The sequence below is a fragment of the Ruegeria sp. N8 genome, from assembly GCF_056531325.1.
Window position 1 is genome coordinate 137775 of sequence record NZ_JBQFLQ010000007.1, and the last position, 23912, is coordinate 161686.

The 23912-nt window shown below is 59.8% G+C and carries 19 protein-coding genes; 9 read left to right on the forward strand and 10 right to left on the reverse strand.

The features are described from left to right. Nucleotides 1–202 precede the first annotated feature (202 nt). Complete coding sequence (locus ACR0C5_RS14485; RefSeq protein ID WP_480877515.1) at nucleotides 203–1549, forward strand: substrate-binding protein; 1347 nt, start codon at nucleotides 203–205, stop codon at nucleotides 1547–1549. A gap of 178 nt (nucleotides 1550–1727) precedes the next feature. Here the strand turns inward: ACR0C5_RS14485 and gph are convergent, their stop codons facing one another. Beyond that, complete coding sequence (gene gph, locus ACR0C5_RS14490) at nucleotides 1728–2402, reverse strand: phosphoglycolate phosphatase (protein WP_170790705.1); 675 nt, start codon at nucleotides 2400–2402, stop codon at nucleotides 1728–1730. A 223-nt stretch (nucleotides 2403–2625) separates the two neighbouring features. Here gph and hemP point away from each other — a divergent pair, with 223 nt between their 5' ends. Next, nucleotides 2626–2793 carry a hemin uptake protein HemP gene (gene hemP, locus ACR0C5_RS14495; protein ID WP_170773822.1) on the forward strand — a complete coding sequence of 56 codons (168 nt, stop codon included), beginning with the start codon at nucleotides 2626–2628 and terminating at the stop codon, nucleotides 2791–2793. Continuing rightward, nucleotides 2790–3263: a hypothetical protein gene (locus tag ACR0C5_RS14500; protein ID WP_170790707.1), complete on the forward strand. Its 474-nt coding sequence runs from the start codon at nucleotides 2790–2792 to the stop codon at nucleotides 3261–3263. Before hemP ends, ACR0C5_RS14500 begins: the two co-directional genes overlap by 4 nt. 51 nt (nucleotides 3264–3314) lie before the next feature. Here the strand turns inward: ACR0C5_RS14500 and ACR0C5_RS14505 are convergent, their stop codons facing one another. From ACR0C5_RS14505 to ACR0C5_RS14535, 7 genes are all read right to left on the reverse strand, one after another. Continuing rightward, nucleotides 3315–6380 carry an aminotransferase class III-fold pyridoxal phosphate-dependent enzyme gene (locus tag ACR0C5_RS14505; protein ID WP_480877518.1) on the reverse strand — a complete coding sequence of 1022 codons (3066 nt, stop codon included), beginning with the start codon at nucleotides 6378–6380 and terminating at the stop codon, nucleotides 3315–3317. Nucleotides 6381–6488: 108 nt separating this feature from the next. Next, nucleotides 6489–7406, reverse strand: a complete 918-nt coding sequence (locus tag ACR0C5_RS14510) for an NAD(P)-dependent oxidoreductase (RefSeq protein ID WP_480877609.1) — start codon at nucleotides 7404–7406, stop codon at nucleotides 6489–6491. A gap of 52 nt (nucleotides 7407–7458) precedes the next feature. Next, a complete protein-coding gene (cueR, locus tag ACR0C5_RS14515) occupies nucleotides 7459–7848 on the reverse strand; it encodes a Cu(I)-responsive transcriptional regulator (RefSeq protein ID WP_480877520.1) in 390 nt (129 codons plus the stop codon). Then, complete coding sequence (locus ACR0C5_RS14520) at nucleotides 7848–10316, reverse strand: heavy metal translocating P-type ATPase (protein WP_480877522.1); 2469 nt, start codon at nucleotides 10314–10316, stop codon at nucleotides 7848–7850. Before ACR0C5_RS14520 ends, cueR begins: the two co-directional genes overlap by 1 nt. Before the next feature lie 94 nt (nucleotides 10317–10410). Next, entirely contained in the window at nucleotides 10411–10587 is a 177-nt protein-coding gene (locus tag ACR0C5_RS14525; RefSeq protein WP_170773835.1) for a hypothetical protein, read from the reverse strand. 31 nt (nucleotides 10588–10618) lie between these two features. Beyond that, the gene (locus ACR0C5_RS14530) at nucleotides 10619–11239 is read right to left on the reverse strand and encodes a pyridoxamine 5'-phosphate oxidase family protein (RefSeq protein ID WP_480877524.1); all 621 of its coding nucleotides are present in this window, start codon (nucleotides 11237–11239) and stop codon (nucleotides 10619–10621) included. A 12-nt stretch (nucleotides 11240–11251) separates the two neighbouring features. Next, the gene (locus tag ACR0C5_RS14535; protein WP_170790715.1) at nucleotides 11252–11716 is read right to left on the reverse strand and encodes a nuclear transport factor 2 family protein; all 465 of its coding nucleotides are present in this window, start codon (nucleotides 11714–11716) and stop codon (nucleotides 11252–11254) included. A 300-nt stretch (nucleotides 11717–12016) separates the two neighbouring features. Here ACR0C5_RS14535 and ACR0C5_RS14540 point away from each other — a divergent pair, with 300 nt between their 5' ends. Together ACR0C5_RS14540 and ACR0C5_RS14545 are read left to right on the forward strand one after the other, a co-directional pair. Further along, complete coding sequence (locus ACR0C5_RS14540) at nucleotides 12017–12595, forward strand: TetR/AcrR family transcriptional regulator (protein WP_480877526.1); 579 nt, start codon at nucleotides 12017–12019, stop codon at nucleotides 12593–12595. A gap of 89 nt (nucleotides 12596–12684) precedes the next feature. Beyond that, nucleotides 12685–13842, forward strand: a complete 1158-nt coding sequence (locus ACR0C5_RS14545) for an acyl-CoA dehydrogenase family protein (RefSeq protein WP_480505090.1) — start codon at nucleotides 12685–12687, stop codon at nucleotides 13840–13842. Nucleotides 13843–14018: 176 nt separating this feature from the next. Here ACR0C5_RS14545 and ACR0C5_RS14550 read toward each other — a convergent pair whose 3' ends face one another. Continuing rightward, on the reverse strand, nucleotides 14019–14903 hold the full coding sequence (locus ACR0C5_RS14550; protein ID WP_480877528.1) for a LysR family transcriptional regulator: 885 nt from the start codon (nucleotides 14901–14903) through the stop codon (nucleotides 14019–14021). 235 nt (nucleotides 14904–15138) lie between these two features. On the opposite strand from ACR0C5_RS14550, the gene ACR0C5_RS14555 reads away from it, so the two are divergent. The 3 genes from ACR0C5_RS14555 to ACR0C5_RS14565 are packed head-to-tail and all read left to right on the forward strand — an operon-like array spanning nucleotide 15139 to nucleotide 19673. Beyond that, the gene (locus tag ACR0C5_RS14555; protein ID WP_480877530.1) at nucleotides 15139–17331 is read left to right on the forward strand and encodes a dehydrogenase E1 component subunit alpha/beta; all 2193 of its coding nucleotides are present in this window, start codon (nucleotides 15139–15141) and stop codon (nucleotides 17329–17331) included. Further along, nucleotides 17328–18362, forward strand: coding sequence for an ACP S-malonyltransferase (locus ACR0C5_RS14560; RefSeq protein WP_170773849.1), 1035 nt, complete (start codon nucleotides 17328–17330; stop codon nucleotides 18360–18362). The genes ACR0C5_RS14555 and ACR0C5_RS14560 overlap by 4 nt, the downstream gene beginning before the upstream one ends. A gap of 39 nt (nucleotides 18363–18401) precedes the next feature. Beyond that, nucleotides 18402–19673, forward strand: coding sequence for an NAD(P)/FAD-dependent oxidoreductase (locus tag ACR0C5_RS14565; RefSeq protein ID WP_480877532.1), 1272 nt, complete (start codon nucleotides 18402–18404; stop codon nucleotides 19671–19673). A 10-nt stretch (nucleotides 19674–19683) separates the two neighbouring features. Here the strand turns inward: ACR0C5_RS14565 and ACR0C5_RS14570 are convergent, their stop codons facing one another. Beyond that, nucleotides 19684–20580, reverse strand: coding sequence for a LysR family transcriptional regulator (locus ACR0C5_RS14570; RefSeq protein ID WP_480877534.1), 897 nt, complete (start codon nucleotides 20578–20580; stop codon nucleotides 19684–19686). 77 nt (nucleotides 20581–20657) lie between these two features. Here ACR0C5_RS14570 and ACR0C5_RS14575 point away from each other — a divergent pair, with 77 nt between their 5' ends. Beyond that, a complete protein-coding gene (locus ACR0C5_RS14575; protein ID WP_480877536.1) occupies nucleotides 20658–23870 on the forward strand; it encodes a reductive dehalogenase in 3213 nt (1070 codons plus the stop codon). Nucleotides 23871–23912 lie beyond the last annotated feature (42 nt).

Consider the following 23912-nt stretch of genomic DNA (forward strand, 5'->3'; position numbering starts at 1 on the left):
TGATATTCTTAATGGAAATAGAGAGATAGCTGCGCTTCAGTCAGAGAACCCTGCTGACCTGGTGTGTTGTCATTGACGAGAGAGTGTTTCGAGGGCAGCTCGATGCTTTGAAACTGTTTTCTTGCACAACTCTGCGATGCCCCTCAGTTTCGGCTGTGACTGGATAGGTTTGACGGCATGACACGGGGAATGGAAAGAGTGGATGAGTAACAAATCTGTCACACGTCGCTACACGCTGACCGGTGGAGTCGTAGCGAGCACCGGCCTTGCGTTGCCTATGATCTTTCCCGCCTCGTCCTCTGATGCTTTCACGAATGCACCAAACGGAAGCACGGTTACGTTCGGCTTCAACGCTACTTTGTCTGGACCCTACGCAGAGGAAGGCAATGACCAGTTGCGCGGACAGAAACTGGCCGTCGAGCATCTTAATGGCCAAGGAGATGGCGGGTGCCTGAATACTTTTTCCTCGCGGGCTCTGTCCGGGAATGGTGTTTTGGGCAAGAAAGTCACGCTTGTCGTGGCAGATTCAGAAGGCAAGGCGTCCAAGGCGCATTCTTCTGCCAAGGCAATGATAAATTCCGATGGCGCAGTGATGCTGAATGGCGGATCGACGTCGGGCGAGGCCATTGCGGTTCAGAATTTATGCCAAGACGCGGGCGTGATCTTCATGGCTGGCCTGGCCCATGCAAATGACCTCACGGGTAAGGAGAAGAAAGCCAATGGTTTCCGCAATTACTTCAATGCCTATATGACGGGTGCCGCCCTTGCTCCGGTTTTGAGGGCTGAGCTGGGCACGGACCGCCGTGCTTATCATCTGAGTGCTGACTACAATTGGGGCTGGTCCCAGGAAGAGGCGATTGTTGCCTCGACCGAAGCGTTGGGATGGCAAACAATCAATCGGGTCAAAACCCCTCTGACATCGACGGAATTCACGACATATATCGCGCCGATTCTGAACTCGGGCGCGGATGTTCTGATCCTGAACCACTATGGTGCCAACCTGGAGGATTCGTTGGCCAGCGCGTTGCAATTCGGTTTGTTGGACAAGGTCGTGAATGGCAAGGATTTCAAGATTGTCGTCCCGGTACTTTCCGATCTCATGGCCGCGAAGGCGGGTGCGACTATCGAGGGCGTGCTGGGTTCGGTGAATTGGAGCTGGCAGCTGCAGGATAAAGGGACAAAGGCGTTCGTGTCGTCCTTTCAGGAAGCATATGGCTTCCCGCCTTCGATCGCGGCACAGACCGGCTATTCTCAGGTTTTGCTTTATGCCGATGCAGTCGAACGGGCGGGAACCTTCAACCCATGTGGTGTTGTCGAAGCTCTCGAAGATTTCGAGTTTGACGGTTTGGGTAATGGGCCAAGCTGGTACCGTGGTGCGGATCACCAGTGTTTCAAAGACGTACTTGTTGTGCAGGGACGTGATAGCCCGACCGACCCTTATGACAGGCTGGAAGTCGTCGATGTTACCCCAAGGGCGCAGGTCGAATATGACCCTCAGCATCCGATGTTTTCTGGTGGCCAGTTAGGAAAGTGCAATCCGGGCGCATAATTGACGCACAAGAATTTTCGACGAAAATTCTCTGTCTCGCCGAATACGGGAAACCCCCAATATCTTCGGAGGGCGCGGGCGGTTAACTCTAGTTCATCCAAGGTTATACCGAGGACAATCCACTTCCCCGGATGAGGGGCTGGCTACTTTCCCCCTCGGCCGGCCCTTCATTTTCGGGTCAGGCTGTTTCTTCCAACATCGTCAGCGACGCCCTCACCGCTGACGGCAATTCTATCGCTTGGTCATAGCTGAGCATGTGGGGGATCTCGTCAATCAATGATTTGCGATAGCCTTTCGTGAATAGCAGGAATGGAACCTTTGCGCGTTGCGCTGTTTCCGCATCGACCTCGCTGTCGCCGATGAACAAGCGCGGACCGGTTTGAGGGATCGCGTCAAAACTGGCGTGCAGATGGGCGGGGTCGGGTTTGCGGGTGTTCAGCGTATCGCCGCCGAAAACGGTATCGAAAAATTGCGACAGCCCTAGCGCGTCCAGGATGTGGCGAGCCGGGGCCTCGGGCTTGTTGGTGCAGATGCCAAGTACGCAGCCCATTTGCTGCAATTGGGCCAAAGCCTCCGGTACGCCCGGGTAGACAACGGTCTGCGCACTGGAGGCCGCCCCGTAGTAGTCCAGAGTTCGTTTGGCCAATTCGCTGTGGCGGTCTAGCGGTATGTCGCAGTGGCCCATCACACGCTCAACTAGTTTCGGCAGGCCGTTGCCCACGAATTTCTGGATGATCTCCTGCGGCAGCGCGGGTTTGCCTTCGTCGCCCAGCATCCGGTTCGCCGCTGCGGCGATATCGGGCAAGCTGTCAATCAGCGTACCATCCAGGTCGAACATCAGCGTTGCGGTCATTGAAACCTCGGTCGTTGAAATTGTTCAGTCAGACCTAGCCTTTTCGCAATTTCAGCGCAATTCCACACTCTTGGTTGCAGCGTATAGATTGCCGCTTGACATACCTGAGTAAAATAATCAGATTATCCAGCAAGACACATAGCCAACCCGGAATCGGGTCAGCCATCCCAAAAAATGAGAACAGAAATCGGCCTTTCGCCCGTGACCCTCTGGAGTTGACCTGATGAATGTGCAGAACCCGAACCCGACGCAATCCTACCCCGTATCGATGCTGCCGGCACACAAGGCCGAAGAGCTGACCAAAGGCGGGAACCTTGCTCATATCGCGTTGGGCGACCAGCTTTACACCCTGCGCATTACACGCGCGGGCAAGCTGATCCTGACTAAATGACCGCCTCGTTATCACGCGGAGGGGCGGCGGTTGGAAAGCTGTCCGATCTCAGCCCGATCGAGGCCAGCGCGGTCCTGTACCTGCGGCTTTGGGGCGACGCAACGGCGCGCAAAGATATCGCCTGCAAGATCGGGGTCGACCTTGGCACCGGACCTGAAGCTGTTGCAATGATGACCATTGATCGACTGTGTGCGCTCTGTGCGCATCACGGGCGACGCCCTTTGATCCGTCATCAGGTTGGGTGTTCCTGTCTTGGCGCGGATGAGAACTGTTTTGCGCAGATGATCGCTGCGGCCTCGGAAGGGGCGCGCGAGGACGCGATGATGATGGCGACGCTGATTGTCCGGCCGGACTTTGCCCCCGCACTTACCGCCTTGTCCGAAGAGCTGGGTCTGGCGCTGCGCCGGATGACCGCGCCGCAACCTCTGCCCTCAACCGGGCATCTATCCCCCTCGGCCGCGTTGCATTGACAGCGATGCCGATCCAGACCTCTGGTCATTTCTGGCCAGAGGTCTGATCGTTCAGCAGCACCCGCAGCCGGCATGGTGGTGATCATGATCACATGTTGGGGCAGGGGCATAGTCGCCCACCTCGGCCAAAACATTCCCCAATGCCCACAGAATCATGTCAACGTCCTCGGCTTCGATTGTCAGAGGCGGTCGGATTTTGAGGATATTGTCTTTGGGCCCTTCGCTGCCGATTAGAATGCGATGATCGCGCATCCGGTTCTTGACGTATTTGCAGATCTCGGTGCCCTCGGAGCCGTCTGAGTTGATCAACTCGACCCCCAGAAACAGGCCCATGCCCCGCACATCGCCGACACAACCGAAATCGGCCTCGATCCTGCGTAACCCGTCCATCAGCCGTCCGCCCATCACGCGGGCATTGTCCTGCAGCCCCTCGTCATCGACGATGTCCAGCACCTCTTTCCCGATCCGGCAAGACAAGGTCGATCCGCCGAAGGTCGAGAAGAACTCGATCCCGTTGTCAAAGCTTTGTGCGATTTCCCTGGTCGTGACCAACACGCCCAAGGGGTGCCCGTTGCCGATCGGTTTGCCCATCACCACGATATCGGGCAGCGCGCCCTGGTGCTCAAAGCCAAAGTAGTACTCACCCAGACGCCCCAGTCCGGTCTGCACCTCATCGGCGATACACACCCCTCCGGCGGCGCGGATTTTTTCGTAGACTGCGGGCAGATATCCTTTGGGAGGGATGATCTGACCCCCGACCGAGGGGAAGGTCTCGGCGATGAAACCGGCGATGCCGTGGCCCTTGTCCTGCAAAGCGGCAATCGCAGGGTCCACAAAATTCGCGAATTTTGTGGCGCGGTCGGGATCGTCGCGCTTGAACGATCCACGATAGTCGTTGGCCATTTCAACCAGTTCGACCCAATCCGCCTGACCCACGCCACCAGGCTTGTTGAACTTATAGGCCGAGATCGCAACCGCCGCATTCGTATTGCCATGATAGCCGTGATCGGGTGTCACGATCCCTTTGGCCCCGGTATGTGCGCGGGCCAGCCGCAGGGCCAGTTCGTTCGCCTCGGTGCCGGAGTTCACAAAGAAACAGACTTCAAGGTGATCAGGCAATTTCGACAGCACCTTATCGGCAAATTCGGTCTGCGCCGGGTGCAGATAGCGAGTGTTCGAGTTCATGCGCCGCAACTGATCAGACGCCACCGCTTGAATGCGCGGATGCGCGTGGCCTACATGGGGGACGTTGTTATAGGCGTCCAGATAGGGGCGACCCCATTCATCGAATAGGTGGTGCTTCCAACCGCGCACCAGCATGACTGGGTCGTCATAGGTCAGGCTCAGATTGCCTCCAAAGTGGTCGCGCCGCCCCTGCAGAATCGCGTGTTTGTCGGCCGGCTGATAAAACACCTTGTCATCGGGCAGGTTCAGCAGCGCCGCCGGGTTGGGGCAAACCGCCTGCCACAGCTCCATCTCATCCGGGTCGCCCACGCCGGGCCAGTCGCTTTGCATCCCGTCGGTGGTCATTGCCAGTTGAAAATGAACGTGTGGGGCCCAGCCGCCGTTCTGCTTGGCATCCCCCAACCGCGCGAACGCTGCGCCCTGCGCCACCGGATCACCGGGCTTCAGTCGATCACATACCTCGGGGTCGAGATGACCATACAGCGTATAGAACGCATCCCCTTCGGGCGTTTCATGATGCAGGATCACCACGCCGCCATAGTCCAGATGAGTATCGCGGTTCTCGACCGCCTCAACCCGCCCGCTGACCGGAGCATGCAACACGGTACCCGTCGGGGCAAAGACGTCTACGGCCAAATGCACCGTGCGCCGGTCAGAGGCCTTCCACGGCCCCTTGCGGAACCCGGGTTCGGCATAGATCAGGCGCGGCTCGTTATAGTAGCCTAGCCACAGGCCTTCGCCATATTCCTCACCTACGCGCGCGGCCTCGGCCAAGGGCATGTGGAACGGGTTTTGCGGCCAGACGCAGTTTTCAACCGACAGCGACCCCATCGGCACATCACTCAGATCCTGTCCGAAAATCGGGGCGAACTGCCCTCGATGTTCGGTTAGGTAAGCGTGGACCCGTTCGGCCCCATCGGTCACAGGCAACCCGCAGGCCACGCGCAACCGCGCGCCCATCAAGCCGCCATTGACCGTATCATTTTCCAGAAACCGCCAGGCAGGGGCCTGGCTAATTGTCACATAGGGATCATTTGGGTTCTCAATTGCCATCAAGGTCGAGTTTACAACCGACACCGCCAACCGCATCCGCAACAGCGGCCAGATCAGATCAACCTCATCTGCCCGCAATCGATTGGCCGCATGATACCCTCGTACCAAAGCGGCCAGCGCTCTCTCAGGCTGTGGGTGGTCTAGAACGATATAGGCACCAGCGATCGCCAGATCACAAATCCGGGGTGCCGCGCACATGTCCCCAAGATCAATTAAGCCTGCGATAGATTGGCGCTGCCCTAATTCTCCCTCAACCAAAATGTTGTAGTCATTGGCATCGTTGTGGATGGCTTGTCTCGGAAGGTCGTTCAAAGTCTCCCGGACAGTGTCGAACTCTGCGCAAATGTCGGACAATAACAAGTGGCGCGCGGCGTCACTGATCGTATCCAGATGATCCGCAATCCAACTGGCTTGCATCAGGTCCCATTTGAAACCCGCGCGATGCAAACCCTCGTGATCGAACCGCTCAAGCGCTCGGTCGGTCGCTCCCAGAACTCGGCCCAGTTTCAGGATCAATTCCTCGGATTTAGGCGCGGCGTTGGCGTAACACGAACCCGGCAAACATTCGAGCAGCCACACCAGCCGGGGGTTTTCGTCCTGATCCGTAATCTGGGGCAATAGCCTCCCATTCAAATCGCTAAGCACCTTGGGAAACGGGAGTCCGGGCGCTTCCGAGGCCAGATGCTCCAACGCCTTGATCTGCAAGTCCACCAGCCCGGCCTCGCATCCTGGCCGCATAACCTTCAGAACATAATCCTGCCCATTGGTCGCCCGCGCCAAGAAGTTCAGATCATATTCGCCATCCAGCCGGGTCAGCTTGGCGTCCAATCCCCATTGCGTCCGCAACGCGGCCGCCCAGAACACAGTTATATCGTCCATTCCAAACCCTGACCCGCGCAAAACGGGATCCTCTTCATCTGGCCAAAAATATCCTTGGGGGGAATCGCGCCCCGGCGCGATGGGGGGCAGACCGCCCCCCTTTCCCTATCACCCCAAAGCGCGCAACCGCTTGATCAGCGAGGACGTATCCCACCGTCCCCCGCCCAGTTTCTGCACATCCTTGTAGAACTGATCGACCAAGGCTGTCACCGGCAGCGAGGCTCCGGTCTCATCCGCGGTATCAAGGCAAATCCCCAAATCCTTGCGCATCCAGTCGACAGCAAAACCATGGTCGAAATGATCGTCCAGCATCGTCTCATAGCGATTGGCCATCTGCCAGCTGCCGGCCGCCCCCTGGCTGATCACTTCAACAACCGATCGCCCGTCCAACCCGGCCTTTTCCGCGAAATGCAGCGCCTCGCTCAGACCTTGCACCAATCCGGCAATGGCAATCTGGTTGCACATCTTGGTCATCTGACCTGCGCCGCTTTCGCCGATACGGCGACAGATTTTGGAATAGACCTGCATCACCGGTTCTGCCGCATCATAAGCCGCCTGATCTGCGCCGCACATGATTGACAAGACCCCATTCTCAGCCCCCGCCTGACCGCCTGAGATCGGAGCATCAACAAACGCAATACCTGCGGCTTTTCCGGCCTCGTAAAGCTCACGCGTGACTTTGGCGGATACGGTTGTGTGATCAATAAATATCGACCCGTCGGACATACCATGAAACGCGCCGTTCGGACCATTGCAGACCATGCGCAGATCGTCGTCATTGCCCACACAAGCCATGACAAACTCTGCGCCCTCAGCGGCTTCGCGTGGTGTCGCCGCCATCGAGCCACCATGCTGGGCGACCCAAGCCTCAGCTTTGGCTGTGGTGCGATTATAAACGGTGACGTCGTGACCGGCGGCTTGCAAATGGCCGGCCATCGGATAGCCCATTACACCCAAACCCAAAAACGCGACTTTTGCCATGTGGAGATCCTCTCTGCTGTCCGATACCCACCTAGTGCAGCAGATCGGAATGTTTAGCAGAGACAAAGCAAAGCTGCGGGAAAAGGGCAACCCTGCGCTATGGTTTGCCGCCCAAATCTTGCAGGATCGGACAATCTGGACGGTCGTCCCCGGCACAGGCCTCTACCAGATGGCGCAGCGTATCCCGCATGGCGTTCAGATCGGCGATCTTGGCCTCGATCTGCGCGAGATGTGCCCGGGCGACCTTTTTGACATCCGCGCTGGCGCGGGTTTCGTCCTCATAAAGTGCCATCAGGGTTCGGCAGTCTTCGATGGTGAACCCTAAGGCGCGAGCGCGGCCCAGAAAGTTCAGCTTGTGCACGTCCTGGCTGCGAAATACCCGATACCCGTTGTCGTCCCGCAGCGGTTTGACTAGCCCGATGTCTTCATAGTACCGGATCGTTTTGGCGGGCAGGCCCGTCTGGGTCGACACGTCTCCGATATTCATTAGGCCACCGCCTGAGTTTGGTGTTTCATGTCCCGTTCGGGCAGGCTGGCCCGCACCCGTCGCAAACGCAGGGCGTTGGTGACGACAAAGACGCTGGACAAGGCCATCGCTCCTGCTGCCAAAGCCGGGGACAGCAGCGGTCCGCCAAGGGGAAACAAAGCGCCCGCCGCCACCGGGATCAAAAGGGTGTTGTACCCGAAGGCCCAAACCAGGTTCTGACGGATGTTGCGCATCGTCCGGCGGCTGATCTCAACGGCATTGGCCACACCGCGCAGATCGCCGGACATCAGCACGACATCGGCGGTTTCAATCGCCACATCCGTGCCGGTTCCAATCGCCACGCCGGTGTCGGCAGCGGCCAGCGCAGGGGCGTCGTTGATGCCATCGCCCACAAAGGCCAGCGCGCCAAATTGGTCCCGCAGAGCATTGATCGCCTGCAACTTGCCATCGGGCAGCACCTCGGCGGTCACGTGGTCGATGCCCAGCTTATCGGCCAGCGCCTGCGCTGTGCGGGCGTTGTCCCCCGTGACCATGGCAAGTGTCAGGCCCATCGCGTGCAGCCTGTCCAGAGCCTCAATCGTGCCGGGTTTGACGGGGTCCGACACCGTCAGCAAAGCCGCAGCCTGACCGTCAATCGCCACAAACAAAGGCGTGGCCCCTGCGGCGGCGCGCTGATCTGCCTCGGGCGTCAGGCCCGACAAATCCACCCCGTTCCGGTCCATCAGCCGGGGAGAACCGATCACCACCTCGCGCCCTTCAACCACGGCCCGGACGCCCAGCCCGGTCTGAGATGTGAATTCTGTTGGCTGCGGCAAGTCCGCAGGCCCGGCGCGCGTGATGGCGGTGGCGACGGGGTGCTCGGAGCGCGATTCCACCGCAGCGGCCAGGCGCAACACGTCGTCGCGATCGAACCCGTTGACGGTGGTGACACTTTCCAGCTCGGGCCGGCCCATGGTCAGAGTACCGGTCTTGTCCAAGGCCACAACTTTGGCCTGTTGCAACTGTTGCAGCGCATCGCCCTTACGGAACAGAACACCCAACTCAGCCGCGCGCCCGGTGCCGACCATGATCGAAGTTGGCGTCGCCAGACCCATCGCGCAGGGGCAGGCAATGATCAGGACCGAAACCCCCGTGACCAGCGCCATCGGCAGGGCAGGTGCTGGTCCGAAGATCAGCCAGATCGCAATGGTCAACAGTGCAACAGCCAGCACGGCAGGCACAAACCACGCGGTAATCTTGTCGACCAGCCCCTGAATTGGCAGCTTGGCCCCCTGCGCCTGTTCAACCATCCGGATCACCTGCGCCAGAACCGTATCGGCCCCGACCCGCGCCGCACGCACGCGCAGTGCGCCGGTGCCGTTCACCGTGCCGCCCACCACCTGATCGTCGGGGGCTTTACCAACCGGAACGGGCTCGCCGCTGATCATGCTTTCATCGACATAGGACGTGCCGCCCAGCACCACGGCATCAACCGGAACCCGCTCGCCTGGGCGAATTTGCAGGACGTCGCCGACGTTGATCTGGGAAATCGGGCGGTCCACGGTGGTGTTGCCCTGTTCGACGCGCGCGGTTTTTGGCTGCAGGCCTACCAGCTTGCGGATCGCAGCGCCGGTACGGCCTTTGGCTCGCGCCTCCATCGCGCGGCCCAGAAGGATGAGGACAACGATGACCGAGGCAGCCTCGAAATACACATTCGCGCTGCCTTGCGGTAAGAGGTCCGGCGCGAAAGTGGCGATGACCGAGTACAGATACGCCGCGCCCGTACCCATTGCAACCAGCGCATTCATATCCGGTGCGCGCCGCAGCAGCGACGGAATACCCTTGACGTAAAACACCCGGCCCGGTCCGACCAACAAGGCCGAGGTCAGGGCGAATTGGATCAGGTGGCTGGCCTGCAATCCTATGGTCTGATGTACCCAATGATGAAAGGCGGGGATCATGTGTCCGCCCATTTCAAGGACAAATACGGGCAAGGCCAGCGCTGCCGCGATCAAAGTCGTGCGGGTCAGTGCCGTGGCCTCATGTGCCTTGTCGGCGGAGGTCTCGTCCGTCTGGGCGATATGCGCCGGATACCCTGCATCGCCCGCCAGTTTTGCAAGCGAGGCAGGGTCTGTCGCGCCCTCTACATAGCGGATCGTTGCGCTTTCGGTGGCCAAGTTCACATCCGCTGCGATCACGGCGGGGTCGGCGCGCAACACACGCTCGACCCGGTTCACACAAGAGGCGCAGCTCATCTGGTCGATCTTCATCGTGACATCGGCTGTTGCAGCCGGATACCCCGCAGCCTGCAGCGCTTGCGTTACATCGCTGAGGGGGCCGTCGTACGCGACCTGCGCCGTCCCGGCCGCGAAATTCACCGTTGCCTCGGACACGCCCGCGACGCCTTGCAAGGCCGCTTCCACGCGCCCCACGCAGGATGCGCAGCCCATTCTTGTGATGTTCAATCGGGTTTCATGTGCGGTGGTCATCCGACTCATCCTGATCTGCTGTTGCCCTCTAAGTGGGGGTTCCAGTCACGGGAAGGTCAAGGGTTTATGCCGCATACCCGCCATGCATTGTGGCTCAGCGCTGGGGCAAGGCTTGCAACAACAGCGAGTTATACTGCGCAGGCGGCGCTGCGCGCACCGCTTCGGGCGAGGCAAAAAAGCCCAGCATCAGGACCGATACGCAAGCCAGCAGGCCCAAAAGGCACAGGCCGGTGAGGTTGAGTGTCGTGCGTAGCATTGACAGTTTTTCCATTCCTAAACTCACTGAGACCTTTCGGGTCGGTTCAAGATCTTTGTGCCAGCTCTTGCCTTAACTTTTCGTTCTCGGCCTGAAGCTGCGCCAATTGCTGGCCAAGCGTGTTCAGATGCGGGCGCAATTCGGCCTCGGTAAAGCGCGGCGTGATGTGTCGGGGGCAGTTCCAGTCCAGCCCCTCCACCCGGATGATCGCGGCGCGTTCGGCTGGTGCTTCGGCCCCATCGGGATAGAGGCTGGCGGCGGCGGCTTCGCCCTCGGTGAACTCTACCCGACCCAGTATTTTCAACCGGCGTTGGTTGGCGTAGTCCATCAGGATAATCGCTACCCGGTCATTCCCGTCCAGATTCCCGCGCGAGATATATTGCTTGTTGCCCGAAAAATCGGCGTAGCCGATAGTCGTGGGCCCCAGCACGCGCAGGAACCCAATCGGCCCGCCGCGATATTGTACATAGGGCCAGCCGGTCTCGGACACTGTAGATTGGTAAAACCCGTCCCGCGCCTCGATAAACGCTTTCTCTGCCGGACCGATCTGGTGCCCTTGCTGCGGCCCGTCTTCGATGAACTTGGCATAGGTCCTTGCTGATCCCATCCGTTCCTGATGGGCCAGAACCGCCGGGGTGAAGGTCAATTCGGAAAAGGCGCGGGGCATGGGCGATCCTTTCTACAGGCCCAGATCAGACAGGCCGGGGTGATCTTCGGGCCGTGGGCCTTGAGGCCAGCGGAACAACCGGTCTTCCTCGGCAATCGGCAGGTCGTTCAGCGACGCATGGCGCTTGGCCATCCGGCCATCTTCGGCAAATTCCCAATTCTCATTGCCATAAGACCGGAACCATTGGCCGCTGTCGTCGTGCCATTCATACGCATAGCGCACAGCAATCCGGTTGCCGGAAAAGGCCCAGAGTTCCTTGATGAGACGGTAGTCCAGTTCTTTGTTCCATTTGCGGGTCAGGAAGGCATGGATGTCTTTGTGTCCCGATAGGAATTCAGCGCGGTTTCGCCATTGGCTGTCCTCGGTGTAAGCGGGCGTTACCAGATCGGGGTCGCGGCTATTCCAGCCATTTTCAGCCATGCGCACTTTTTGTGTAGCAGTTTCCAGGGTGAAGGGGGGCAGAGGGGGTCGGCTCATGTCTTGATCTTTCAGGTCAGCGCGGCGGCAAGCATCGCAAGTGCCAACAGGAACGGGACGTACTGAGGGGAAAACGGGCTGGTGCGGCGTTTCATTGTCAAGCTCCTAAGTTTACTGATCGGTACATCTTGAAGAGAATGTGTACTGATCGGTAAACTTTTGCAAGTCTCAAAGTGAAAAAACTTTGCGACCGACGCTAAATCGGCTTCTTTTCAGGGCTGTTGACGTTGGATTTCGTGTAACCTTGTCGCGGGACGCGGCTACAATTATGTACTGATCAGTACACTCAGGAGCCGAATCATGCGCCCCAACAAACGCGACGAACTTGTCCGCAATGCGCTGCAGGTCTTTTACAGGAACGGGTTTCACGCCACTGGTATGGACAAGCTGGTGGCGGAAACGGGCGTCTCAAAAACCTCGATGTACAAACACTTCCGGACCAAGGAAGAGTTGATCGTCGCGGCCCTGCAGCTGAGGGACGAGAACTTTCGCACTTGGTTTTATCAGCGGATCGATGCGCTGGGCCAAACGCCGGCGAAAAAGCTGTTGGCCAGTTTCGATGCGTTGGCTGAATGGTTTCAGGAAGACGGATATCGCGGCTGTATGTTCATCAAGGCAGGGGCTGAATATCAGGATAAGGATCACCCGATCCACGTTCAGGCGGCCGAGCACAAGCGTCTGTTGTTGGAGTACTTCACGGATTTGGCCCGCGCCGCCGGGGCGGCTGATCCTGAAAAGCTGGGCTGTCAGATATTGATCTTGAAAGAAGGCGCTATCGTGTCCGCTGTTCTGTTGAAAAGCTGCGATCCGGCACGTGATGCAAAAGACGCGGCGCTGACTCTATTGAAAGGCGCGCTGCCTGGATGGGAAAAAGCCTGAAAGACGTTACGTTGTGGCGTCTTTTGGCGCATTGGATTGCAGTGAGACGAAGAGTACCTTCCGGAGAAATTGATATGGGAGGACACTTGATGTCTTTGTTTACAAGCTCTGCAAGCTGGGTCACTGAAGAACACCGCATGTTCGCCGAAATGGCGGATCGGTTCATGCAGGACGAACTGGTCCCCAACGAAGAGCGTTGGAATGATCAGGGGATGGTCGACCGCGCATTCTGGCAAAAAGCCGGTGAGATGGGCCTGATGGCTGGCTCGATCGCAGAGGAACATGGCGGCGTTGGCGGGGATCTGGGGTTTGATGCGGTCACTCTCTATGCCCAGTCGTCGCACGGCAATTGCGGCTGGGGCTATCCGATCCAGTCGATCGTGATCCACTATTTGATGGCCTACGGCAGCGAAGAGCAAAAGCAGAAATGGCTGCCGAAACTGGCCTCGGGTGAGATGGTCGGCGCACTGGCTATGACCGAACCCGGCACCGGGTCGGACGTGCAGGCGATCCGCACCACCGCAGATAAGGACGGCAATTCCTACCGCCTGAACGGCTCGAAGATCTTTATTACCAATGGTCAGTCGGCCGATCTGATCCTTGTGGCGGCCAAGACCGACAAGTCGCAAGGCTCTAAGGGTGTGTCGCTGATCGCGGTCGAGACCGAGGGCGCCGACGGTTTCCGCAAGGGGCGCAACCTCAAGAAGCTGGGCATGAAGGCCAACGACACGGCCGAGCTGTATTTTGAGGACGTCAAAGTGCCGATGACCAATCTGGTTGGTCCTGAAGAGGGGCAGGGCTTTTATCAGATGATGAAGCAGCTGCCCTGGGAGCGGTTGACGATTGCTCTGATCGCTCTGGGTTCGATTGATTTCGCCATTGCCGAGACTGTGCGCTATACGCAAGAGCGTAAGGCCTTTGGTCAGCGCGTGATGGATTTCCAGAACACGCGCTTCAAGCTGGCGGAGTGCAAGACCAAAGCCGAAGTTCTACGCAGCTTCCTCAACGACTGTCTGGCTCAGTTGCAGGCGGGTACGCTAGATGCGGCCACGGCGTCGATGGCGAAATACTGGGGTAGCGAAATTCAGAATGAAATCATGGGTGAATGCCTCCAGCTCTTTGGCGGTTATGGATTCATGATGGAATACCCGATTGCGCGGCTTTACGCGGATGCGCGGGTACAGACGATCTATGGCGGCACCAATGAGATCATGAAAGAACTCATCGCCCGCTCGCTGGACAAATAAGAACGACAGGGCGCTCTCGCCCGTCGTTGACGTTTCTGGCGAAACATCTCCTCCTGTTGGGCCGGGCAGGCGCGGGCTCAGCCCACGCCTGCCCGGCCCCCTGCCGTCCGCAGGACGCAAGGCCGAAGGCCGCGCAGTTTGCTACTGTTGTTACGCGTGCTGGTTTAAGGTTTGGGTTACCCGACCTGTCCGCGTAGCCATTCAACAAAGGATTTCAACGGCTCGGATTCGGCCCTGGATTGGGGCCAGACCAAGTAGAAATCTCCCAGACTGACGCCCGGACCGTGCCAAGCGGGAACAAGACGCCCTGAGCGCAGGTCATCTTTCACAAGGTAACTCGGCAGCAGAGCCACACCCAACCCGTGAACGGTTGCCTGCCCCATGGTCGAAAACTGGTCGAACAGCATTCCGCCAAGCCCAGACACCTCTTTGCCCTGAAACGCAAACCATCTCTCCCACGCATCCGGGCGGGTTTCGAGGTGGAGCAAAGGCGCGCTGAGCAGCCAGTCGATGCGATCTGCCCGCTCTGGCAGGATCGAGGGGGCACAGACCGGCACGACATCCTCACGCATGATGGGCAAGAAATTCACGCCCCGCCAATCCCGTTGTCCAAAATGAATGGCGGCATCGAAATGCTCGACCTCGAAATCAAAAGGTCGGAGCCGTGTGTTGAGGTTCACCGTTACCTCGGGATGGCGGCGTGCAAAATCCTGAAGGCGGGGGGCCAGCCAGTGCATGCCGAAGGCGGGCAGGATCGACAGGTTCAGCGACCCGCCCTTGGGGTTTGCTTTCAACTTGACCGAAGCCTGTGCCAGTTGATGCAGCACAGTACGCGCGACCTGAACATATTCTTTGGCTGCCGGGGTTAGTTGGAGGCGCATCTGGCTGCGCTGGATCAGATCGACGCCCAGTTGTTCCTCCATTGTTTTGAGTTGGCGACTGATTGCGCTTTGTGTCAGCGAGAGTTCTTCGGCCGCCGCAGAGGCGCTGCCAAGGCGGTCCACAGCTTCGAGCGCCAGCAGGGACGGGATGGAGGGCAGGAAACGTCGGGGGGCGATCATATGATTATTCCTCATACCTTTCGGATGGATTATCACTGGCATTTCGATTGCACCAGCCTGATAGATTGATGCGTTTTAGCGCGGTCTTCGGCGGCGATGATCCGGCAGAGGTCTTGCCCGCCAATCGTGGGCGCGATTATTGCTGTAACAGAAGACCTGGCCGTTCGTAGGCCACCACGGGGATCACAGGGCACGGCAGCGCCCATGATCCGACAACAAAAGGACGGAGGCGCAGATGGATCGCGCTCAGATCGTGCATGAGAACTTCCTCAAACGCGTCACCGCGCGCGATTTTCCCGCAGGCAACGCGCCCCGGTCCGGTCTGAGCGATGCCGATGCCGTATCACTGTTCCGCTCGCAAGTGCTGAGTCGCGCGCTGGACCGCACCAGCCGCGCCATGCAGAAGGCGGGGCAGGGGTTCTACACGATCGGCTCATCCGGGCACGAGGGGATGGCGGCCGTGGCCAATGCTCTGCGCCCCACGGATATCGCCTTTCTTCATTACCGCGATGCCGCGTTTCAGATCGCCCGCGCAGAGCAGGTACCGGGCCAGCAGATCGCCTGGGACATGCTGCTGAGTTTTGCCTGTTCTTCCGAAGACCCCACGTCGGGCGGACGGCACAAGGTGTTGGGGTCCAAGGCGCTGACCATCCCGCCGCAGACCTCGACCATTGCCAGCCATCTGCCCAAGGCGGTCGGCGCAGCTTATTCTCTGGGCGCGGCGCGGCGGCATGCGCCTGAGCACCGTGAGTTGCCTGAGGACGGGATCGCCATGTGTTCCTTTGGTGATGCCTCGGCCAACCACTCGACCGCACAGGGCGCGATTAACACGGCGGGCTGGACCAGCGTGCAATCGACGCCGCTGCCCTTATTGTTTGTGTGTGAGGACAATGGAATCGGCATCTCGGTCAAAACGCCAAAGGGCTGGATACAGACGTCGATGGAGCATCGCCCCGGTGTTCGATATTTTCAGGCCAACGGGCTGGATATCTACGAGACCTATGCCGTCGCGCAAGAGGCCGCCGACTATGTGCGCACCCGCCGCAAACCCGCATTCCTGCACCTGAAAACCGTACGTCTTTACGGTCATGCCGGTGCTGACGTACCGACCACCTATATGCCCAGATCCGAGGTCGAAGCGGATGAGGCAAATGACCCTTTGCTGCATTCTGTGCGCCTTTTGGATCAGGCCGGGGCACTGTCGCCGGATCAGGCGCTGGAGATATATCAGGACACCTGCGCCCGCACTGATCGCATCGCTGCCGAGACCACCACGCGCCCGCATTTGGGCGCCGCCGCCGAGGTGATGGCCAGCCTGATCCCGCCCAAGCGCGTTTGCAAACCCACCAATGGCCCTAGTGCCGAGGCGCGCGCAAAGGCGTTTGGTGGCGATATGCGGGCGATGAAAGACCCTCAGCCCATGAGCCGTCTGATCAACTGGGCGCTGACCGATCTGATGCTGGAGCATGGCGAGATCGTCTGCATGGGCGAAGATGTGGGCCGTAAGGGGGGCGTCTATGGCGTCACGCAAAAACTGCAACAGAGGTTCGGGCCGGACCGGGTGATCGACACGCTGCTGGACGAGCAGTCGATTTTGGGGCTGGCGATTGGCATGGGCCATAACGGGTTTGTGCCGATCCCCGAGATCCAGTTCCTCGCCTATCTGCACAACGCAGAGGATCAGATCAGGGGCGAGGCCGCGACGCTGCCGTTTTTCTCGAACGGGCAGTTCACCAACCCTATGGTCGTGCGAATTGCCGGGCTGGGCTATCAGAAAGGGTTCGGCGGGCATTTCCACAATGACAACTCGCTGGCCGTGCTGCGTGATATTCCGGGGGTAGTCATCGCCTGTCCTTCGACCGGAGAGGATGCGGCGCAGATGCTGCGCGAATGCGTCCGCCTGGCGCGCGAAGAACAGCGGGTGGTGGTGTTTCTGGAACCCATTGCGCTCTATCCCATGCGTGACCTGAATGGGGCGCAGGACGGGAGGTGGATGACGACCTATCCCGCACCGGATCAACGGATTGCGCTGGGTGAAGTGGGGGTGCATGGCGACGGTACCGATCTGGCCATCGTGACCTATGGCAACGGGCATTACCTGTCGAAACAGGCGCTGCCCGAACTGCAGGCGGCGGGGTTGAACGTGCGGATCATCGACCTGCGCTGGCTGGCGCCACTGCCTGTTCAGGCGTTGTACGAGGCCACCGAGGGCTGCGCACATGTGCTGATCGTCGACGAATGCCGCCGCACCGGCAGCCAGTCCGAGGCGCTGATGACTTTCTTCGTCGAAGAAAGTCCGGCCACTCCAATCGCCCGTGTTGTCGCCGACGACAGTTTCATAGCAACCGGCCCCGCCTATGCTGCGCCCTTGCCGTCGAAAGACGGGATTGTGGCCGCCGCATTAAACCTGACCGGAGGTCGCCAATGACCCGCACCGCTGTTCTGATCTGCCCCGGTCGGGGGACATACAACAAACCCGAATTGGGCTATCTGCATCGCCATCATGCTGACCGGATGCAGCTGTTTGCCCAGTTTGACGCAATTCGCGCAGAGGCAGGGCAAGAAGGGGTCACGGCCTTGGATGGTGCAGGTCGGTATACGGTCAGCACGTATTCTCGTGGCGATATCGCGTCGCCTTTGATTTACGCAGCCTCGCTGGCCGATGCGCAGTCGCTGGCGGTTGATATCGAAGTCGTTGCCGTCACCGGAAACTCGATGGGGTGGTACATCGCTTTGGCGGCGGGCGGCGCGGTCACGCCAGAAAACGGATTCCGCGTGGTGAACACCATGGGCACGCTGATGCAGGACCACCTGATCGGCGGGCAGCTTGTGTATCCGTTCGCCCGAGAGGATTGGTCGAACGACGCCGAGCGCAAGGCTGAACTGTTGGCCGATGTCGTGCGGATTGACGCTCTGGACGGGCACGAGTTGGCATTGTCGATTGATCTGGGCGGTATGCTGGTTCTGGCAGGTAATGAGGCCGGCCTAAGCGCGTTTGAACACGCGCAACCAACTGTGCAGGATCGCTTTCCCATGCGCTTGGCAAACCACGCCGCGTTTCACACTGCGCTACAAGCGCCGGTGGCCGCCGAAGGGCGGGCGCGTTTGTCTGCGGATATGTTTGACCCGCCCGAACGCCCTCTGATCGATGGGCGTGGAAAAATCTGGTGGCCAGGGGCGACGGACACCCAAGCGCTGTGGGACTACACCCTAGGGCATCAAGTCACCGAGACCTATGATTTCACCCGCGCCATCCAGACTGCCGCGCGCGAGTTTGCGCCCGATCTGTTCATCGTCACCGGACCAGGGGCAACCCTGGGTGGGGCGGTGGCGCAGTCGCTGGTTCTGGCCGATTGGAAGGGTATGTCCGACAAAGCGGCATTTCAGGCGCAGCAGGACGCACAGCCCTTTCTGATCGCTATGGGGCGAGAAGATCAGCGTTCGCTTGCAACCGGCTGACGCAGCCCTGATGATCTGCGCATGCGCAAGGAGCCCGATGTGAGCGACCATGACCAGTCCCTCTGGCTGAACACCTGCCGCGAGCATGTGGACAGCACCCCTCTGACCGACGATCTGACGGTCGATCTGGTCGTAATCGGCGGCGGCTATACCGGCTGTTCGGCGGCTTTGACGGCGGCACAATCGGGGGCGTCGGTGACGCTGCTAGAGGCGCAGGAGATCGGGCATGGCGGGTCGGGTCGCAATGTGGGCTTTGCCAATGCGGGGCTATGGCTGCCACCGGACGAGATCCGGACGCATCTCGGGGCTGAGCCGGGCAATCGCCTAATCGAGCTCTTGGGCGCCGCACCGGGGGATGTGTTCGACCTGATCGCGCAGCACGGGATCGATTGCGAGCCTGTCCGCAACGGCACCCTGCATTGCGCGCATTCGGGGGCGGGGTTCAGGGACTTGGAAAACCGCCATGCGCAGCTCAAGGCGGCAGGCGCGCCGGTGGAGCTGTTGAGCACCGATCAGGCCGGGCAACGCACCGGCAGCGCAGCCTTTCACGGGGCGCTTTTCGATCCGCGGGCGGGAACGATTCAGCCTCTGGCCTATGTGCGGGGCTTGGCTCGCGCCGCGACTCAGGCCGGGGCGCAGGTCTTTACGCATAGTCCGGTTCTCTCTCTGTCCCATGATGGCGATGTCTGGACCCTGACAACAGCCCAAGGCTCTGTCCGGGCGAAGGCGTTGATACAGGCCACGAATGCCTATCACCGGGCCATGCCGGATACCGCGCCCGCCTATGTGCCGGTTTATTACTTCCAGTTTGCCACGGCCCCTTTGTCGGACAACCTGCGCGCCAGTATCCTGCGCGGGGGCGAAGGGGCGTGGGATACCGGGTTGATCATGACGTCTTTCCGGCTGGATCAGGACGGGCGGTTCATCATCGGCGCGATGGGGGATCTTGGTCATGCAGGAAGCAGTGCCCATAAGGCGTGGGCGAAACGCAAGATAGCGGCGCTTTATCCGCAGCTGGCCGACCAGCCGTTGGTGCAAGGTTGGCACGGGCGGATCGCAATGACCTCGGACCACATTCCGAAAATCACGCGGATCGGTCCGAATGCGCTGGCGGCGCACGGGTTTTCAGGACGCGGGATCGGGCCGGGGACAGTTTTTGGCCGCCAGATGGCCGACAGTTTGCTACGCGATGATCCCGCCCTGTTGCCCGTCCCGGAAGTTGAGGGATACAGCGAAAGCTGGACCGGGCTGCGGCGCGCATATTTTGAGACCGGTGCAGCGCTGACGCATCTCATCAAAGCCCGGTTCTGAACCGCCACATTCATAGCGCGGCGGCGATCCGTTCGATCCGGTCGCGCAGCCAGCGATGGGCCGGGTCATTCGCCGATCTCTGGTGCCAGACCATGTAGATCGAGACCTCCTCACACGTGAAAGGCAACGGCGCACAATCCAGCGCCGCCAACGGCCCGCGTTTCATCAAGGCGGTGTCGGTCGAGATCAGGTCGCTGCCTTTCACAAAGGACGGGATGGCGTTGAAATGGGGCAGGGTGACGGTGGGCGGTCTGATCTGGTTTTGATCCACGCCGCGCATCACCGCGCGCGAGCTTCGACCATCGGCGAACCGCACCTCGACATGTTCGGTGCTGCAATAGACGTCCCAACTGTCCGGCGGTTTGCGCTGTGCGGCGTCATAGAAGATCATCAGCGGGCTGCTGAGGATGCGTTTTTGAAAAATGTCCGGCCCGTCGGGCGGAAGCGGTGTCAACATCAACTGGCATCGGTCGCTGCGCAGAAGGTCCGGGTCCGGCACGCCCGATGGGATGAACCCCAGATGCAGGCCAATGCCTTCAGATCGCGCGGTCCGTAGCAAAGTAGGAAAGATCAACTCGCGCGGCATATCGTTGGTGGCGATCTGGATCTGCATCTGTTCGGCTTGCGGATCAAAGGGGCGGTCTTCGGTCAGGGCGCGCATCCCGTCCAGAACACGCTGAACCGGGTCTTTCAGCGCCAAGGCGCGCTCGGTCGGGGTCAGGCCCTGGCCCGAGCGCACGAATAGCGGATCGCCCAGAACCTGCCGCAGCTTAGCCAGCGTATGGCTGATGGCCGATTGCGTGACGCCCAACCGGTCGGCCGCCTTCGAGACCGAGCTTTCCTCGAGAATGGTCAGGAAGACACGAAGGACCTTGCCGTCCAGATCGGTAAAATCAATATTTCTCATATCATCTATGATTATTCATGAATGGTTTTGAGGTCCATGGCGGATTAGGGAAAGCTGAACCCAACAGGAGGCACAGGATGGCAATCCGCTTTTTCTCGGACAAGAACAGGCCCGTTCACATGGGCGGCTATCCGTCAGAGCGGCTGGCACGGCAAGCGGAAATGCCTGATCTGTCGGCGGTGCCGCCGATGCAGTCGCTCAGCTTTCATCGCCCCAAGCGCCCGGAAAGCATCGTCAACGCGATGGGGGAGTTTCAGGCGATGCTGGACACGATCCGCGATGGGTTCGTGAATCCTGTGGTCTCCGAGGTGCCTGCTGACGTGACCGAGCGCGCCAACCATCTAAAAGCGTTTGGCTATTTCAATGATGCCTCGATGATGGGGTGTGGTCCTCTGCCGCGCGAGGCATTGTTGACCGAACCCCGCCGCAACCCCGATATTGACCGTCTGGCCCATGCGCTGAAGACACGGCAGACCAAGACGCTGGCTTCGGGGATCGACCTGATCATGGCCGATCTCAAAGAAAGCATAGAGGCCACGCCGCGCCCGATGGACACCCATCGCCATGCAATTGTCTTTCTGTACGAACACAACCGCGACCCGGACCCCAACGAGACCGGCGCGGATTGGATCATGGATGCGCAGGATCACCGCGCCTGTCTGCTGGCGACCGAGAATGCGGTGGTCGTGGCCAACTACCTGCGCGTTCTGGGCTTTGATGCGCGGGCGCATACAGTCATGTCCTCTGAGGTTGATCTGGGTAAGCTGGCCGTCGCGGCGGGGCTGTGTTCGGTCGAAGACGGAGAGCTGGTCGCGCCGTGGCTGGGTAAACGGTTCGGACTGGCTGCGGTCACGACCGAGATGGAGATCGCACACGATCAGCCTCTGCAACCCATGACGCAGCAGCCGTGGTTTCGTACTCAAGGCCCCGCGTGGTGGCTGGGCGCGGGCTTTGCCAAGAACGCGCTGAACCGCGATCCTTATGCCAATCGGCGCTATGTGGACGGGGCGCACCCGTTTGAGAACCTCAGGCGGGTTGATGCGCCCACTACCTATATTGATGAGGAAAACGTGGCCCGCGTCCCCAAGCGCGCCGATATGTTCGCCCGCGCACAGTTCGGGGATATGGGTAAGCATCTGCAAGACGGGGCCAAGGGCGGGTATTACGTGCGCAAGGCCGCGCCTAGCACCGCACAACGCCGCGCGCTGGGCGCGTTCGTGCTGTTGCAGGATGGGGAAAGCGCTGAAACTGCTAGGCCGACCGATGCCGCGCGCAACGCCGCGAATATCAAGGCAGCAACGTATTTTCTGGGGGTCGATGCGGTGGGTCTCAGCCGGTGCCCGGACTGGGCTTGGTACTCGCATGATGCAACGGGCGAGGAGATCACACCGCCTCACGACCAGGCCATCAGCATGATCATCGACCAGGGTTATGAAACGATGGAGGGTGCCAGCGGCGATGACTGGATCAGCGTGGCGCAGTCGATGCGCGCTTATCTGCGGTTCTCGCTGCTGGGTGGAGTGATCGCTCAGCAGATCCGAAACTTGGGCTACAAAGCCCGCGCGCATACGGTGATGGATGGCGAGGTGTTACAGCCGCCACTGCTGTTGTTGTCTGGGCTGGGCGAGGTCAGCCGGATCGGAGAGGTGATCCTGAACCCCTATCTGGGCCCCCGTCTGAAATCCGGCGCGGTGACGACTGATATGCCGATGGCGCATGACAAGCCGATCGATTTCGGTCTGCAGGCCTTCTGCGAAAGCTGCAACAAATGCGCCCGCGAATGCCCTTCGGGTGCGATCACGGCCGGGCCGAAGCTGATGTTCAACGGCTATGAGATCTGGAAGTCTGACAGCCAAAAATGCGCCACCTACCGGGTGACCACGCCGGGTGGGGCGATGTGCGGGCGGTGTATGAAGACCTGCCCTTGGAACCTTGAGGGCATCTTCAAGGAACGCCCCTTCCGCTGGGCCGCTATGAATATTCCCAAGGCCGCTCCCGCGTTGGCGCGGTTGGATGATGCCGTGGGCAATGGCGGGCTGAACGACGTCAAGAAATGGTGGTGGGATCTGGAGCTGCAACCGGACGGCGCCTATCGCCCGACCGACCAACCGCTGAACCGGCGCGATCTGCAAACCGATCTGGACCTGAAATATGAGGATCAGACTCTGGCCGTTTACCCTGCCTATCTGGCTCCGCATCCCTGGCCCTATCCGTTCGCCATGGACCGCGAGGCTGGGATCGCAGCCTATCAGGCTATGGTGACGGCCGAGGAATACAAAGCTCGCAAGGCGGCGGGCGATCTGTCGGTGATCCACCGCTATACCATCGCGGGCGATGCCCCGGTTATGCGCGTCGCACTGACCAAGGTCGACAAGATGACTGCGGATGTGACCAAGTACGAATTCTCGACGCTGGACGGCTCACCACTGCCCGAATGGACGGCGGGCGCGCATCTGGACGTGCTGGTCGCGCCGGAATTCCTGCGGCAATACTCTATGTCTGGCGACCCGTCCGACCGCGCCACCTATCAGATCGGTGTATTGCGCGAGGATGAGGGACGCGGTGGCTCAGCTCTGCTGCACCGCATTTTCAACGAGGGGCGGAAAGTTTTCATCTCGAAACCCATCAACCATTTCGAACTGGACGAGGGCGCAACGAAGACCTTCTTGATGGGCGGCGGGATCGGCATCACTCCGATGATCGCTTTTGCCCACCGTCTGCATGCCTTGGGCAAACCGTTCGAGCTTCACTATTCCGCCAGTACCCGTGCCGGGGCCGGGTATCTGAAGGATCTGGCAGCGATGCCTTGGGCGGATCACGTGCACTATCATTTCTCGGACGAAGGCACACGGGCCGATTTGGATGTAATCCTGCAGGGGTATCAGGATGGATGGCATGTCTATACCTGCGGTCCTGATCGCTTTATGGACGGAGTTATGCAAGCAGCTGAGCGTCAGGGATATCCCGACGAGGCGCGGCATCTGGAGTATTTCTCGGTTCCCGAACAGCCGGACTATGAGAATCACGCCTTCACCCTGCGGCTGGCAAAATCGGGCCGCGATCTGACTGTACCCGCCGACAAAGATGCAGCGCAGGTGATGAACGACGCGGGCATTCACGTTGACGTGAAATGCGCCGATGGCATCTGTGGCGTTTGTAAATGCGGCGTGATTTCGGGTGAGGTCGAACACCGAGATTTCGTTTTGTCCAAGAAACAACGTGAGAGCGCTATCATCCTATGTCAAAGCCGGGCAGCGCAGCCGGATGGTGTGATCGAGATCGACCTCTGAGCCAAGGTTGAGAAACGAAATTCTGAAACGCAAAAATTGGTC

Coding starts and splice junctions, on each gene's coding strand:
- ACR0C5_RS14485 (WP_480877515.1), top strand. CDS start 203: ATGAGTAACAAATCTGTCACACGTCGCTACACGCTGACCGGTGGAGTC.
- gph (WP_170790705.1), bottom strand. CDS start 2,402: ATGACCGCAACGCTGATGTTCGACCTGGATGGTACGCTGATTGACAGC.
- hemP (WP_170773822.1), top strand. CDS start 2,626: ATGAATGTGCAGAACCCGAACCCGACGCAATCCTACCCCGTATCGATG.
- ACR0C5_RS14500 (WP_170790707.1), top strand. CDS start 2,790: ATGACCGCCTCGTTATCACGCGGAGGGGCGGCGGTTGGAAAGCTGTCC.
- ACR0C5_RS14505 (WP_480877518.1), bottom strand. CDS start 6,380: ATGGACGATATAACTGTGTTCTGGGCGGCCGCGTTGCGGACGCAATGG.
- cueR (WP_480877520.1), bottom strand. CDS start 7,848: ATGAATATCGGAGACGTGTCGACCCAGACGGGCCTGCCCGCCAAAACG.
- ACR0C5_RS14520 (WP_480877522.1), bottom strand. CDS start 10,316: ATGACCACCGCACATGAAACCCGATTGAACATCACAAGAATGGGCTGC.
- ACR0C5_RS14525 (WP_170773835.1), bottom strand. CDS start 10,587: ATGGAAAAACTGTCAATGCTACGCACGACACTCAACCTCACCGGCCTG.
- ACR0C5_RS14530 (WP_480877524.1), bottom strand. CDS start 11,239: ATGCCCCGCGCCTTTTCCGAATTGACCTTCACCCCGGCGGTTCTGGCC.
- ACR0C5_RS14535 (WP_170790715.1), bottom strand. CDS start 11,716: ATGAGCCGACCCCCTCTGCCCCCCTTCACCCTGGAAACTGCTACACAA.
- ACR0C5_RS14540 (WP_480877526.1), top strand. CDS start 12,017: ATGCGCCCCAACAAACGCGACGAACTTGTCCGCAATGCGCTGCAGGTC.
- ACR0C5_RS14545 (WP_480505090.1), top strand. CDS start 12,685: ATGTCTTTGTTTACAAGCTCTGCAAGCTGGGTCACTGAAGAACACCGC.
- ACR0C5_RS14550 (WP_480877528.1), bottom strand. CDS start 14,903: ATGATCGCCCCCCGACGTTTCCTGCCCTCCATCCCGTCCCTGCTGGCG.
- ACR0C5_RS14555 (WP_480877530.1), top strand. CDS start 15,139: ATGGATCGCGCTCAGATCGTGCATGAGAACTTCCTCAAACGCGTCACC.
- ACR0C5_RS14560 (WP_170773849.1), top strand. CDS start 17,328: ATGACCCGCACCGCTGTTCTGATCTGCCCCGGTCGGGGGACATACAAC.
- ACR0C5_RS14570 (WP_480877534.1), bottom strand. CDS start 20,580: ATGAGAAATATTGATTTTACCGATCTGGACGGCAAGGTCCTTCGTGTC.
- ACR0C5_RS14575 (WP_480877536.1), top strand. CDS start 20,658: ATGGCAATCCGCTTTTTCTCGGACAAGAACAGGCCCGTTCACATGGGC.